The sequence below is a fragment of the Streptomyces sp. NPDC046977 genome (assembly GCF_040644455.1).
Classification (GTDB): domain Bacteria; phylum Actinomycetota; class Actinomycetes; order Streptomycetales; family Streptomycetaceae; genus Actinacidiphila.
In genome coordinates, this window is the sequence record NZ_JBEYWO010000007.1 from 83,618 (window position 1) to 98,005 (window position 14,388).

Below are 14,388 nucleotides of genomic sequence, written 5' to 3' on the forward strand. Positions count from 1 at the left end.
GGGCCGTCATGCCTTGACCGTAGCGTTGACGCGCTGTTGGAGTTCGGCCACTACCGGCTCCCCGGGGTGGCGACCGGCCATGAGTCCCAACTCCCGCACGTCGTCAGCCGCCCGGCGAGAGTGCAGATGGCCTGCGTCATCCAGAGCCGCATGACCGATCGTTGCGGCTTCCGCGGGATCACCGGTCGTCATCAGCAGAGACGCCAATTTCGTCCCTGAGATGGCTCGACTCCGTACGTATTCGTCACCGTGTCCGGCAACCGCTGTACGCAGCCTCTCCTGAGCCCGCGCGGGATCGTGTCCCAACAAGGCCAGGTCGTAGAGCGCGTGGCCCGTGTCGCCGTGGTGCTGTGCGGCGTCGTAATAGGCCATCCACGGCGGGTCCTCGTGAGCCCGGGCATGGCCGAACGCGTCATCGGCCGCACCCACGGCGGACAGGGTCTGCTGCACCTCCCCCATCTTGGCGAAGGCACGGGCCCTGGCGGTGTGCAGCATGGCCTGTTCCGTAGCTGTGAGGCGATCGGCCCGCGCGAGGCCGAGCTCGGCGAACGTCAGGCCCCGGTCCGGATTACCCAGCCAGATCTGCTGCCGCGCCAGCCACGAGTAGATCTTGGCCCGCAGGTGCCACGCATCGGCTTCTTCTGCGCAGACGGCGGCGAACCTGAAGGCCCGCTGCCCGTCGTTGTGGGCGTACGCGTCGAAGGCGGCAGCACCGACGACCATGCCAAGGCGCGCGACAGCGGCGAAAAGGTCCGCTCTCAGGTCTTCACGGCAGTCGGCCTGGAGCAGTGCGCCCGCCCACTGGAGCTGAGCTGACGCCGCCTCACGGACCATTCCGTCGCCGCCGTAGTGGTTGTCCCATTTCGAGATCACCGTCGCCGCAGTGTGGATCTGCTCGATGTCACCGGGGCGGATCACGGCTGGCGGCGGCACCGGCTCACTTCGCGTGACCAATGTGGAGAGACCTGAGGTGGACAGGGCGGCTATGCCGGAGACAGCGAGAAAGGATCGGCGGTCCACAGGATCAGTTCCGTTCGGAGCAAGTGATGCGTGCCCTGTCAGGATGCGCTCTCCGTCGCCTTCGTGGAGTCGCGCGGAAGGGCTCGGTGACCGATTGTCGGCATCGGCACGCTGTCTGTCGGCGTCAGCGCATACCAGCTTCAGTATCCGGGACAGGGTGCCCTGAGTCCCCAGAACGGCGTCCAGAGCGTGCACCAGCTCCTCGTCGCAGGAACGCTTGGCCGTCTCGATGGCAAGGATGAGGTCGCCGCTGACGTGCACGGACTCACCCAGCTCACGGGCTGACATGCCGCGGACGTTCATGCGCCAGTGGCGCAGCTCCGTGCCCAGCAGTGCCCGCGACGAGCGGGCGGGGTCGAGCTCTTTCGGCGGTTGTGGCATCCCGTTCTCCCGATGCTGATGCCGACAGATGGCCGGGACTCCGGCTGTCGGCATCCGACGTCTACGCGATCGCTCCGGCGTGGTCCTCAATGGTTACCGAACTTGTTCTGCCCAGTACACGCCGCAACTGGAACCCGCACAGCGGGTTCTCAGGCGAAGGACGATCGATGCCTCCATCGCGCACTCTGTGCCGTGACCGAAGGAACACGACGGTGCCCGACGCTACCGACAGCTTCCCCCGCCGGCTGACGATGCGACTCGACGTGGAACCGGAGAAGCTGACGCAGATCCGCCAAGTCGTCAAGGCTCACCTTGACATGTGGCGGCTCACGGAGATCGCGGACCTCGTGACCCTCGCAGTGACCGAGCTTCTGACCAATGTGCACAAGCACACCCCCGGCAAGGCGGCCACGTTGCTGGTCCAACGCGTTCCGGGCGGGGCCTGCGTCGTCGTGAGCGACCCCGATCCCACCATCCCGAAGGTCAAGGAGCCGGACTGGATCGGTGAGAGCGGTCGGGGGCTGCACCTCTTGACGACCCTGGCTGACGACTGGGGCATCGCGCCCACCAACACCGGCAAGGACGTGTGGATCCGTGTGGCCGCCATCGCCGATACCCCCGAGTAGGTGAGCCCGCAGAGGACTGCGAAGTTCAGAGCGCGCGGTCGGCGTGCCCGGTTCCCGCGCAGCCACGTCCCTTGAACTCCCGGGCCCGCTCGTGCCGAGCCGCACAACGCAACACCATCTGCAGGCAGTTCCAGCACCGACCTGCGGATTCCCCCAAAACCGCTGCCCGCCCTACCGGGCAGCCAGGGCGCACCGCCGACGGCATCCGACATGTCCCGGTCCCGTTCCCCCTGACGGATCCGGTGCGTGGCACCACCCCCGGGCCGGCGCCGTGCACCCCACAGCCATGACGGCGCCGGCCCGAAACCCTATGCCCCACACCTCCAGCAAAATCCCGTACCAGTTCAGTTCAGGAGACGCCCGCCGTGTCCGGCAAGAACATCTCTCGGATCGCTGTGTTCGTGCTCGCCTTCGTCATGGTCTTCCTGGCCACATGGCTTCCGCACCGCTGACGGAGCTCCCCCGCCCACCCCGGACGGTGCTGTCCGTCCCAACCGGAGTATCCATGCCCCCCTCTTTCAGCACGACCCAGCCCTGGCACTTCACGCTGTCGGAGTCACCGCGTCCGGCAGGGCTGCCCACCAACCACGACATCGTCAGCACCAGTGTGGGCGTGGGTCTGCCCGCCGTGGAGGCACTACGCGAGCAGCACGACGCTGTCGGCCCGATCCTGTGCTGCCCACTGCACCAAGTCCTGCTCATCCCCGTGGCGGCGGGCACGGCGCACGTCTGGCATGCCCCGCATTCACGGTGCCGTCCTGGGGGGCGGTGGGACTGCGCCGAGCTTGCCGACCACGGCCCTGGACCGTGCCGCAGCCGATTTTGGATCTTCGATCACTCGCAAGCATCGATCACCAAAGCGGGCGACCTCTTCGACACCCTGAGCCTGACGCGGTCCCGCCTGCGTCGACCCGTCTCCTCCGCATGTCCTGGACACCGTGTTCGCGAGGTGGCCCATGTCTGACCACGTCTCAGGCACTACTGCGGTTCCCGACCGACGTCGCAGGGCACGCGGTGCGGACTTGGCTCGCGATCTGCGCGGCGCTCCTGCGGTGGGGACCGGCGTGCTGGCGAGCGTGGTGCTCGGCGGTGGCTGGCTGGTGGACCACTTCAGCGTCGCGCCGACGCAGGGCGCGGCAGTCGCTTCGGGCTCCGCAGTCGCGTTGGTCCTTGTCTGGGCAGGGCTGCGCGGCTCCGATGCACGCAGGAAAGCCACCGCGCTGGTCGGCAGGGTCAGCGATGAGCGGGATCGTCTACGTCGGGCGCTGGGGGACGTCTCCGCCGCAGTCGCGGTAGGCAGGGAGCAGATCGCCTGGGCGGCAGAGCAGGCCGCTCAGGGCCGGTTCCCGAGCCATACGGCTCCGCAGATGCCTCAGGCCACAGGCGACGTGCCCACGGACGCGGTCGCCGGCCTGCGGTTCGCCCTTGAGGAGGGATGGCACGTGGTCATGCTTGCTGCCAAGCAGCAGCACCGGGCCCTCACGCCAGAGGCCGAGCTGGCCGATCTCTCGCGATCGATCGCGCCGCGGCTACAGGCACTGGTCAACCGAGGTATCACGGTGATCGAACAGGTGGAGCGCAGTGTGGAGGATCCCGATCTCCTGCACAAGCTGTTCCAGGTTGATCACCTGCTCGCCCAGATGCGTCGAGCCGGGGAAAGCCTGGCGGTCCTGGGCGGCAGCATGCCGCCACGCGCCGCGGCCCCCGTGCTGGTAGCCACCGTGCTGCGCCAGGCGGTGGGCGAGATCGAGCACTACCCCAGGGTCCGCATCGCCCAGCCTCAACAGCAAAGCCAGCCGGTCGCGTTGCCCGGTTACGTGAGCCCAGGTGTCGTGCACCTGTTGGCAGAGATCATGGACAACGCGGCCCGCTACTCCACCGACAATGTGGAGGTCCACACCAGGAATGTGGCCGACGGGCTAGTCATCGAGGTCCTGGACCGCGGGCCCGGCATGTCGGACCTCAGACGCGACGCGCTCAATGACCTGCTGGCGGCCCCGGAATCGGCGGACCGGCGCACCCGGGTGCGGGACGGACAGATCGGACTGCTGGTCGCTGCCCTGCTGGCCAGGCGCCACAACATCGGGATCCATCTGCGACCGAACGTCGTCGGCGGCACCCACGCGATCGTCGTTCTCCCTGGCAGCCTGCTCCTCCAGCATGAGGCACGGCTCACCGATGCCGCCGAAGGCACCGCGGAACTCCGCAGGCCGGGCGACGCGGGCCACTCCCATCAGCCACTGCCTCCTCCCACACGGAACGAAGCAGGCACGACTGCCGGCGGACTTCCCTTACGAGTCCGCGGCGCGGCCTCGGCACCTGCCGGACAGAGTCCCTCTGAACCCTCCGGTCCGGAATCGCATGCCGGCGGCAGACCTCGGCTGATACGCCGTAGCTCCGCGCCGCACCTGCGTGTGCCGCCCAGCCCATCCCCGTCTGCGTCCGAACAGACACAAGGGACAGCCGCAGGTCCTACGGCCGACTTCATGGCCCGGTTCGCCTCCCGCCAGGACCCCGGGCCCACAAATAGTTGATCTTCCCCTTCTCCCCACGACACCGCAGGAGATTTTCCATGGAGACCAACCGCTTGATCGACGAGGATCGCACCGCACTCGGCGGGCTGCTGACTGACCTGAAGGGCAGGGTGACCGGCGCCGAGCACGTGTTGCTGGCCACCGGCGACGGCCTGAAGATCGCATGGAGCGAACAGGACACCGCGGAGGCCGAGAAGCTGGCCGCAGTGATGACAGGACTGCTCTCCCTGGCGCGTGGCGCTTTCATCACTTCCTCGGGGGGAGTGCGACAGGTCGTCGTGGAACATGACTCCGGAGCTCTGTTCGTCATGAGCGCCGAGGGCAGCGCGGCCAACCCCCGCCTCGTCGGGACGCTCCTGGGGGTACTGACCACGGAGCGCGCCGATCCGGGCGAGGTCGGCTACGAGATGAAGAAGTTGATCAAGGCGCTGGAAGAGCACCTGACGGTGCACACCCGGCAGACGCAGCCGTCCGGACGGGGTCAGTGACGTGCCAGCTGTCCCCCGTGACGCCTGGGCCGGCAGCCGTTTGGGAGACGTCCGCCCCTACGCCGTCACCGGGGGTCGTACCCGACCGCAGTACGACCTCAGTCTGACCTCCCTGCTCAGCACGCGTCCCGCAGGCACCACCGCAGTGCTCAGCCCGGAGTGCGAGGCGGTGCTGCTGCTGTGCAGCGGCCACCCGCGTTCGGTCGCCGAGCTCTCGGCCCGCACAGCCCATCCCGTGCAAGTGACCAAGATCCTCGTCAGCGATCTCCTCGACATCCATGCCCTGGCGTTGAACCCATCGGCACCCCGCGACGCTGACACCGACGTGAAGCTTCTGGAGGACGTCCTTGCTGGACTCAGAGCCCTTGCGTGACCGTCCCTCGGTGGCGGACCTGAAGATCGTGATCGCCGGCGGCTTCGGCGTCGGCAAGACGACCCTCGTCGGGGCGATCAGTGAGATCTCGCCACTGACCACCGAAGAGGTCCTCACCACCGCCAGCAAGGACACCGACAGCCTGGAAGGCATCGGCGACAAGACCACCACCACGGTGGCCATGGACTTCGGCCGGATCACCTTCGACCAGCCCCGCCCCATGGTCCTGTTCCTGTTCGGCACGCCGGGCCAAGAACGCTTCTGGTTCATCTGGGACGACCTGTGCCTCGGCGCCGTCGGCGCCGTCGTCCTGGTCGACACCCGCCACCTGGAGAAGTCCTTCGCCGCCGTCACCTACTTCGAAGAGCGTGGCATTCCCTTCGTCGTCGCCGTCAACAGGTTCTCCGACGGCTACCACTACACCGACGAGGAGGTCCGCAGTGCCCTGGAGCTTTCCCCGTCCGTGCCCTACCTGACCTGCGACGCACGCGACCGCTACTCCGCCCTGACCGTGATCGTCGCCCTGGTCGAGCACAGCCTCGCCAACGCGGCGTCCCGTTCCCTCACCAGCCACGGAGCCCACACATGACCGCCGACCTCCCCCGCAACGCGCCACCGGGCATCGAGCAGCGCCGTGCCGAGATACAGCAGGAACTCGGTCTCACCGGAGCCGCCGACCCCGAGCTTGACGCATACGCCGCACGCCTCGCCCAGAACGAGGGCGTTCCCTACGCCATGGTCAACATCTTCACCCCCGGCGAGCAGCAGTTCGTCGGCCTGCACGCCCCGGATGGCCCCGACGCACCACCAGTCGGTCGCACCATGCCCCTCAACCACGGGTTCTGCCGCGTCGTGGTCGAAAGGGGTCTTCCCCTGGTCCTGCCCGACGTCTTCGCCGCCCCCCGGTTCGCGGGCGACCCAGTGGTCGACCTGCTCGGCATTCGCACCTACACCGGCGCGCCCCTGATCCACGACGGCGTCGTCCTCGGCACCGTGTGCGCGGTCGGCCCCGAGGAAAAACCTCAAGCCACCGGCAGGTCATCCCTTGCCCTCATCAAGGAGATCCGCGACGAGGTCATGGCTCACATCCTCCAGCGGGCCGGCCGACAGCCCCCATCCCCTTGAGCCCCGCACTTTTCCGCTCAAGCAGCGTCGCACGCTGCGCCGCCGGGGCATCCGAATCCGCCCCTCCCAGGAGGCCCCGGCCCACGTAGCCGCCTACCCAACCGGCTCCCGCGTGCTGACCACTCGACCCATGCCACCCAGCAGTGAGGGGATCCCACACGATGTCCGACTGGTACCTGACGCCGGCACACCAGCAACTGCGCAAGGAAGTACGCGCCTTCGCCGAGACGCACGTCGCACCCCGCGTACCGGCCATGGAGAAAGCGGGAACCGTCGAGAGCGACCTCGCCCACACCATCGCCACGCAGGGGTGGATCGGTGCCACGATCGACCTCGCTCACGGAGGCATGGGAGCCGGCCATCTCGCCAAGACCCTCATCATCGAGGAACTCTCCCGCGTCAGCGCCGCGATGGGCGCCATGGTCCAGGCATCCCAGCTGGGTGTCGCCAAGGTCATCCACTACGGCACCAAACAGCAGAAGCGATATTGGCTGCCACGGTTCGCCGACGGCTCCTGCCTGCCCACCATCGCGGTGACCGAGCCCGTCTCCGGCAGCCACGTCCTGGGCATGGAGACCACCGCCGTCCGCGACGGAGACACCTACATCCTCAACGGACGCAAGGCGTACGTCGGGAATTCCCACATCGGCCACGTCCACGGCGCCGTCGCCCGCACCGCACCCGGATCACGCGGCCTGACCGCATTCCTCGTCGAAGCCGACCGACCCGGCCTCACCCTCCTGCCCCACGCCGAAACGCTGGGCCTGCGCGGATTCAGCTTCGGTGAACTCCTCTTCGACCAGTGCCGCATCCCAGCGGGCAACCGCCTCGGCGACGAAGGCGACGGCAGGGACATCGCCTACTCCTCCAGCGTCCTGTACGGCCGCCCGAACCTCACCGCCGTCGCTCTCGGCATCCACCAGGCCATCCTCGAAGAAGTCACCCGATTCGCCACCGAACGCCACCGCTACGGCAAACCCCTCCACCACCTGGCCAACATCAAAATCAAGATCGGGCAGATCACCTCACGCCTCATGACCGCCCGCCTCGCGGCCTACCATGCCGCCCACCTCCTCGACACCGGCGACCCCTGCGACCTCGAACTGATGAACGCCAAGCTCGTCAACGCGGAGTCCGCGATCGACTCCGCACGCGCCGCCATGGAGATCGAAGCCGCCACCGCCCTGACCACCGACCACCCTCTGCAGCGCTATCTGCGGGACGCCTTCCACATCTACCCCCCGGCCGGCACCTCCGACATACAACTGCTCCGCCTCGCCGAAGCCGCCCTCGGCCTGGGCAAGGGCCAGTGGTCACAACGCCTGCCCCTACGGATGGGCGCCCCGCAGTACACCGCGGCCGCGCTGACGTAGCCGAGGCCGAAGAGTGTGCGCCTGATCACCTCAAGCTCCCAGTGTCTCGGAGCGAGGGGCGCGCGACGCCATGTGTGGACCAGCCGGACGGGCGGATCTCTGGGGATGCGCCTGCTCAACCTGCCGTTCTGTTCCCGCTGAAGAACCCTTCCCCCGAGTCAACGGATGCCAATCGTGCTCACCAACCCGCGCCCAAGATCGCCGCTTCCGCAGAAGTTGCTGCAGTTCCACTGCTCTACCGAGTCGTCCGAGCCATTCATCGAGTGGAGCCTGGTGTGAGTATCCGTCCGGCCGGCGGCCTGGGCTTGGTCCGTTACGACTGTGGGGGCCAGCCGCGATGGGAGTTTGTCGGCAGCGACGCCCTGCACCGCGCGCAGGCCGACTACATCAAGACGGCGGACCTAGAGGCCATACCCGTCGACCGGCATCAGCTGCGCGATCTCGTCGAGAACGTCATGGGCTCTTTGGAGCGCTACAGCTCTTCGCTCGCCTCCACACCGGAGGGTGCCAGCTGGTTGTATGTGATGCACGTTCCGGTTCGGCGCTTGGTGACCGAGATCCTGCGCAAGCTACTGGCCTTGAGTGCCTGGGAGCCATTCGCGTCGACTCCTGGGCCTATGACCCCTGCCCCGCACGAAGGGCTCGTCGGTCTTCGTTCGAGCAGCTCAAGAGAGTACCTGGCCTACACCGTCTCCTGGTCCGGCGTTGCCTATCTGCTCGGCGCAGCGACCCCGAACAACCCCTTCCGCTCCGCCCCGTTACGCAATCTCTCCCAGGCAAGCACGGCGAACACGGAGCCGAGCCCGCTCCCCTTGGTCCTGCGGGAGAGAGACGTCGTAGCGCTGTCATGGTCCTCCCGTCACGCGGCCACCTTGATGCCAGTGCTCGTCGAGCTGGAGAGCGAGGGGCAGACGAGCGTCCTGCTCGACCTCGCCACCGACCCGGCAGAACGGTGCCCGACACCGGCGGCCACGGGCATCGACGTGGGCACGTCGCCGAGCGACCTTTTCTCTCTTTCCGGCACCGCCGAGAACCTCCATCTGCCCGGAGACCACCACTCCGTCCGCATCACGTGCCACTCCGTTCAACTCGCCAGGCTTGTAGGGCTTTTGTCCGTGCTCCTGGAATCGAGCGGCGGGTGCACGCAGCCCTCATGGCGGGCAATCGTCCAGGCGGAAACGTGGCTGGACGGTGTCCTCGCCGCGACTCGGCCACATACCGTCCTGCTGAGCAATGACACCAGCCCCCTGGGGGCGCTGGCCGTGTACACGGCCGAACGTCACGGCGCGAACACCGTCCACGTCCAGCACGGGGCGTGGAAGGCGGAGTCGGTGGCGTGGCCGGCCCTGCACAGCCGCCACATCGTCGTCATGGGAGAACGGGACCGATCCCTGGCAACGGCATGGGCGCGCCATCCCGCTGCCGAGGTGCACGTGCTGGGACAGCCCCGGTTCGACACACTCGCTGGCCTCGGCCGGCAGGCACAGCACCAGTACCTGGAGAAGTTGCTGACTGCGAACAACCGCCGGGCTCCCGCCCGGGTCGTGGTGTGGGCCTGCCAGCCGTTCGGACTCGATCGCTTGAAGGCGCAGGCGCAGCTTCTCCTGGACGGCCTGCGTGCAGCGGACGGCAACTGGGGGCTCATCATCGCCCCGCACCCGGCGCAGAGCACCGATGTCTTCACCCCCCTATTGCGGCGGGACCGGGGGCTGTCGGTGGCCGTGGCCGATCCATACGTCGGCGCGCGGGGCTGCCTCGCCGGTGCCGACGCCCTCGCAAGCGCCTACTCGACGTGCGGGATCGAGGCTGCTCTGCTCGGCATCCCGGTCCTCGAAATCGGCTCGCCGGGCGACCGCACGCTGGACCTGGCCAGCCACGGTCTCGCAACGCGCTGTCACAACACCCGTGACATCGCCGCGGCGCTCTCCGCTCTGCGCGATCCGGGCATGCCTGCCCCGAAGACGGCCGCGGATGCGGTGTGCCGATGGCGCGGCGACAGCGCGGCTCAGGTCGCTCGCCTCATCACCCACCACGCCGAATTCCCCGTCACGTCCCTCGACCCCGTCCACCACGATGCCCCCCGCGCGACCTCTGCGTCGCCCCAGGGTGAAGGAGTTCCTACTCGATGACACACCTCACCGCCGACAGCGTGGCCGAGCTGTTCACCGGCGCCGTCACGCTGGCCAAGTCCGGCGAGAAGGTCAGCCCCCGGGGCATGGCCACCCGGGAAGTCCGCGACGTCCACCTGCTGCTCACCCAGCCGCGCACTCGCCTGCTCTTCGCACCGCCGACCAGGATCGTGAATCCCGCCTTCGCGGTCGCCGAGACTGTCTGGCACCTGTCAGGCTCCGACGCCCCGTGGATCTTCGACTACAACGAGCGGCTGCGAAAGTACGCAGACGACGGGGTCCTGCTCGGCGCGTACGGGCCCAGAATGCGGAACTGGGCCGGCAAAGTGGATCAGCTGGCCCGTGTCGTGGAGATCCTCAAGGAGGACCCCGACTCCCGGCGGTCCTTGATCCAGCTCTACGACCCGGCCCAGGACGCCGCGGGACACAAGGACGTGCCCTGCACCCTCGGCTTCCGCTTCCACCTGCGCGCAGGCCGCCTGCACATGGCGACCACGATGCGGGGTCAGGACGTATGGATCGGCATGCCGTACGACGTGTTCTTCTACACCGTCCTGCACGAGCTGGTCGCTGGGTGGCTCGACGCGGAGCTGGGCGAGTTCCACCTGCACGTGGGATCGCTGCACATCTACGACGACCACGTCGAGCAGGCCGAGCAACTGGCCTCGCTCCAAGCGAGCCCCGCCATGCCCGACCTGAGAACGCCGTGGAGGGGGTTCGACGACCTGCTCTACCAGGTCGTGGCCCGCGGCGTGACCGGCCACCCCGGCTGGGACACGATGGCCGAGACGCTGCGCAGCTACCGGCTGTGGAAGGACGGGGATCGCGAGGAGGCGTGGCGGGCGGCCGACGGGATCGACGGTCCTCTCCGTCCGGCCCTCACTGCCTGGTACGGCGAGCTGGAGCGGCGCTCGCGCAAGCCCGTCGCCACGGCCGGGGCGAGGTGACGGCTGCCATGAAGCGCACAACTTCGGTCGTCCTCGGCCTGTGCTCGTACACCCACGACTCCTCGGCAGCCCTCCTGGTGGGCGGGGAATTGGTCGGCTTCGTCGAGGAGGAACGCCTCTCCGAACAGAAGCACACCAGGGCGTACCCGGCACGCGCGGTCGAGTGGCTGCTCAACCAGGCGAAGCTCACCGCCGCCGACGTGGAGGCAGTTGCTTACAACTTCCAGCCCGTCCGCTACCTTGCCGAGTCGCCCGCCGCCCTACGCCTGGCACTCTCCCCGGCGACCCGCGACCGGGCCTTGGCCCGAGTCCACGGGTTCGCCAAGGTGGCCGTCCGCACCCAGCGGCGCACACGTCTCATCGGCCAGCAGTTCCCCGCCGCCCGTGTCGCTCCGGTCCTGCATCACCGCGCCCACCAGCTGACGGCCTTCGCTGCCTCGGGATGGGAGGAAGCTGCCGTGCTCGTGGTCGACAGCCTCGGCGAGCGGCAGACCACCACCATCGCCCGCGGCCACGACTCGGACCACCCCCGCGCCCACACTCTGGAGGCGATCAACGACCCTGCCTCCCTGGGGTACGTATACGGCGCCGTCACCGAGCACCTGGGCTGGCGCCGGGGCGACGAGGAGGGCACCGTGATGGCGCTGGCCGCCCTCGGCGACCCCACCCGCTTCCGTCCCCTGTTTGCCCAGGCCGTCCGGACGACGGCAACGGGCTTCCGCATCAACCCCGCCTACTTCCCCGCCCGCACGCTTACGTCGGGATACCCCAGGACATCCCGCCGCTTCATTACCGAGACCTGTCCCAAACGCCACCCGCGCGAACCGCTCACTGACCTCCACCGGGACCTGGCGGCCGCCCTCCAGGAACGGACCGAGCAAGTCATGGTGCACCTGGCCCGCCGCGCGCGCTTGCTCACCGGTTCCCGGCTCTTGTGCGTGGGCGGCGGAGTCGCCACGAACTGCGTGAGCATCGGCCGGATCATCGAGGCGGGCATCTTCGACGAGGTCTTCGTGCCGCCCGCGCCCGGTGACGCCGGCACCGCGATCGGCGCTGCCCTCGCCGTGCACGTCGACGGCCGCAGCCCACGGCCGGTGGCCGGCGTCGCCCGCGCCTGCTACCTCGGGCCGTCGTACGAGGACCAGCCGCTCGACCTGACGCCCTGGCCCGGACTTCGCCAGAAGACCCTGGGCATCGAGACCGCGGAGTTCCTCGCCGACCAGCTGGCACACGGCACCATCGTCGGCCTCTTCCAGGGAGCCGTCGAAGCCGGGCCGCGCGCCCTGGGCAACCGCTCGATTCTGGCCTCGCCGCTGGAGCCCGGTGTCGTCGAGCGCCTGAACGCCACCGTGAAGTTCCGCGAGCCCTTCCGGCCCTTCGCCCCCATGGTCCTGGCCGAGTGTGCCGCGGAATTCTTCACCCTCGGCCAGCAGGCGCCCTACATGTCCATGGCCTCCGGCGTGACGAACAAGACGCGCGAGCGCGTGCCGGCCATCGTGCATGCCAACGGCACCTCCCGCCTGCAAACCGTCGCCAGGGAGCAGAACCCTTTCATGCACGCGGTCTTGACCGCCTTCGGCCGCCGGACGGGTGTGCCCGTGCTGATCAACACGTCTCTCAACGTCAAGGGCAAGCCGATCTGCGGGACGCCGGAGATGGCTCTGGAGTGCCTGTCCGACTCCGGGCTCGACGCCCTGCTCCTCGAAGGGCGGTGGATCACCAAGTGAAGATCGGATACAGCTTCTGGGGCTTCCTCGGCAATGGGGTCACCGACACTCCGGACGGTGGCCGCAGCCACCGCCGCCCTTTCATCGACGCCCTCCTCGGCCGCGGTCACGACATCGTCTTCCTGCAGGCCGACCGCGACCGCCTCGAAGCCGGCGACAACCTCGGCAACGCTTACACCTTCGACAGCGGCTACCCGGGCATCGACGCCCTGTTCCTGGAATGGCGCTGGGCGATCACCGGCCGCAACACCACCGTGTGCGGGACCGAGGGACATACCTGCGACCTGCACCGCCAAGCCCAGCTCATCAACCACTACACCGTGCGACACCAGACACCCACCGTGATCTGGGACAAAGACCGCACTCTGCGTGCCGAGAGCGTGTGGCGCCGCACGGCACACACCGCCGTGTGCGAGGCCGCCCTCGCCTCGAGCCAGGGCGCGTGGTCGTTGCTCTTCCCCGTCGCTGAGGACCTCCTCGACCACGCGGACCCTGTCGCCCTCGCCGCGCAGCCGCGGGACCTCGCGCTCGGCTACGTGGGCAACCAGTACGACCGCGACGAGCCTTTCGACCGCTACTTCGCCCCGGCCGCCGCCCGCGTCGAACACCTGGTTGCCGGAAAGTGGACGAAGACCGATCGCTGGCCGCACGTCCACTTCCTCGGCCGGATCCCGTTCGAGGCCGCCGCCGGCGTCTACGGCCGGTCCCTGGCCACGATTCTCATGCTGCCCGATCGGTACGCCGGCGTCGGCCAGATGACGCAGCGCATCTTCGAGGCCGTTCTCGCCGGCTGTGTGCCTCTGGCCCCGGCGGACATCGGCTTCGTCGACCGGTTCGTGCCGGAGGAGCTGATCGTGCACTCCGGCCGCGACGTGATCGAACGGCTCTCCTACCTTCGCCAGGTTGCCGGCACCCAGCAGCACGCCGAACTGATCGCCGCGTGCGTGGACCGCCTGCGCCTCTTCGGCCTGAGCAAGCAGGTCGACACCTTGGAATCCGTACTCCAGGGGCTCGTCGGGACCACCGCGACCGAACGGGGAGCTGCCTGATGCAGACTGCTTCACAGGACATGGCTACTGGATCATCCGAACGTGCCCTGGCGGATGGTCCCGCCGGACACCCGAACCTCTCTACGCTGGAGCACCATGAAGAAGGTCGCCATCGTCGGCTGCGGAGGCAGCGGCAAATCCCACGTGGCCCGCGAACTGGGCAGGATCCTCGACGCGCGGGTGACGCACCTGGATGCCGCGTTCTACGACGACGAGTGGAACGCGCTGCCCATGGACAAGTTCACCGAGCTGCAGCGCGAGCTGGTCGCGCAACCGCGGTGGGTGATCGACGGCAACTACAACTCGACGCTGCAGGTCCGACTCGAAGCCTGCGACACGGTGGTCCTGATGGACGTGTCGACCGTGGCGGCCCTGTACGGGATCTTCTCCCGGCAGATCCGGCACGGGGCGGGGCACAAGGGCAACGGCGTGCACAACCGTATCCACTGGGGTGTGATCAAGTACGTCGCCACGTACCGCCGCAAGATGCGGCCCCGCGTGATGGCGAAGATCGAGGAGTTCGCCGCCGGCGCCGATGTGGTGTTGCTGGCCAACCGGCGGCAGACGCGCCGCTGGCTGCGGAAGATCGCCGCCACGCAGTCCTGAACGGCCCGCG

Annotated in this window: 13 protein-coding genes; 12 read left to right on the forward strand and 1 reads right to left on the reverse strand. The window is 68.4% G+C overall.

The features are described 5' to 3' along the window. Positions 1-6 precede the first annotated feature (6 nt). Complete coding sequence (locus ABZ883_RS13075; RefSeq protein ID WP_360905686.1) at positions 7-1,401, reverse strand: helix-turn-helix transcriptional regulator; 1,395 nt, start codon at positions 1,399-1,401, stop codon at positions 7-9. Positions 1,402-1,613: 212 nt separating this feature from the next. Here ABZ883_RS13075 and ABZ883_RS13080 point away from each other — a divergent pair, with 212 nt between their 5' ends. The 12 genes from ABZ883_RS13080 (at position 1,614) to ABZ883_RS13135 (ending at position 14,378) form a co-directional block, all read left to right on the forward strand. Further along, complete coding sequence (locus ABZ883_RS13080) at positions 1,614-2,027, forward strand: ATP-binding protein (RefSeq protein WP_360905687.1); 414 nt, start codon at positions 1,614-1,616, stop codon at positions 2,025-2,027. 1,022 nt (positions 2,028-3,049) lie between these two features. Further along, positions 3,050-4,561 (forward strand): ATP-binding protein, encoded by a 1,512-nt coding sequence (locus ABZ883_RS13085; RefSeq protein WP_360905688.1) that lies wholly within the window; start codon positions 3,050-3,052, stop codon positions 4,559-4,561. A gap of 38 nt (positions 4,562-4,599) precedes the next feature. Then, complete coding sequence (locus tag ABZ883_RS13090) at positions 4,600-5,049, forward strand: roadblock/LC7 domain-containing protein (protein ID WP_360905689.1); 450 nt, start codon at positions 4,600-4,602, stop codon at positions 5,047-5,049. A 1-nt stretch (position 5,050) separates the two neighbouring features. Further along, a complete protein-coding gene (locus ABZ883_RS13095) occupies positions 5,051-5,422 on the forward strand; it encodes a DUF742 domain-containing protein (RefSeq protein WP_360905690.1) in 372 nt (123 codons plus the stop codon). Between the two features lie 10 nt (positions 5,423-5,432). Next, the gene (locus tag ABZ883_RS13100) at positions 5,433-6,011 is read left to right on the forward strand and encodes an ATP/GTP-binding protein (RefSeq protein WP_360905691.1); all 579 of its coding nucleotides are present in this window, start codon (positions 5,433-5,435) and stop codon (positions 6,009-6,011) included. Beyond that, positions 6,008-6,547 (forward strand): GAF domain-containing protein, encoded by a 540-nt coding sequence (locus ABZ883_RS13105; RefSeq protein WP_360905692.1) that lies wholly within the window; start codon positions 6,008-6,010, stop codon positions 6,545-6,547. Before ABZ883_RS13100 ends, ABZ883_RS13105 begins: the two co-directional genes overlap by 4 nt. Before the next feature lie 161 nt (positions 6,548-6,708). After that, on the forward strand, positions 6,709-7,920 hold the full coding sequence (locus tag ABZ883_RS13110; RefSeq protein WP_360905693.1) for an acyl-CoA dehydrogenase family protein: 1,212 nt from the start codon (positions 6,709-6,711) through the stop codon (positions 7,918-7,920). 275 nt (positions 7,921-8,195) lie between these two features. Further along, positions 8,196-10,049: a hypothetical protein gene (locus ABZ883_RS13115; protein ID WP_360905694.1), complete on the forward strand. Its 1,854-nt coding sequence runs from the start codon at positions 8,196-8,198 to the stop codon at positions 10,047-10,049. Next, positions 10,046-10,996 carry a thymidylate synthase gene (locus ABZ883_RS13120; protein ID WP_360905695.1) on the forward strand — a complete coding sequence of 317 codons (951 nt, stop codon included), beginning with the start codon at positions 10,046-10,048 and terminating at the stop codon, positions 10,994-10,996. Before ABZ883_RS13115 ends, ABZ883_RS13120 begins: the two co-directional genes overlap by 4 nt. An 8-nt stretch (positions 10,997-11,004) precedes the next feature. After that, positions 11,005-12,723, forward strand: a complete 1,719-nt coding sequence (locus tag ABZ883_RS13125) for a carbamoyltransferase C-terminal domain-containing protein (RefSeq protein ID WP_360905696.1) — start codon at positions 11,005-11,007, stop codon at positions 12,721-12,723. Then, a complete protein-coding gene (locus ABZ883_RS13130; RefSeq protein WP_360905697.1) occupies positions 12,720-13,772 on the forward strand; it encodes a hypothetical protein in 1,053 nt (350 codons plus the stop codon). The genes ABZ883_RS13125 and ABZ883_RS13130 overlap by 4 nt, the downstream gene beginning before the upstream one ends. Positions 13,773-13,868: 96 nt before the next feature. Then, positions 13,869-14,378 carry a topology modulation protein gene (locus ABZ883_RS13135; protein WP_360905698.1) on the forward strand — a complete coding sequence of 170 codons (510 nt, stop codon included), beginning with the start codon at positions 13,869-13,871 and terminating at the stop codon, positions 14,376-14,378. The last annotated feature ends 10 nt before the right edge of the window (positions 14,379-14,388 follow it).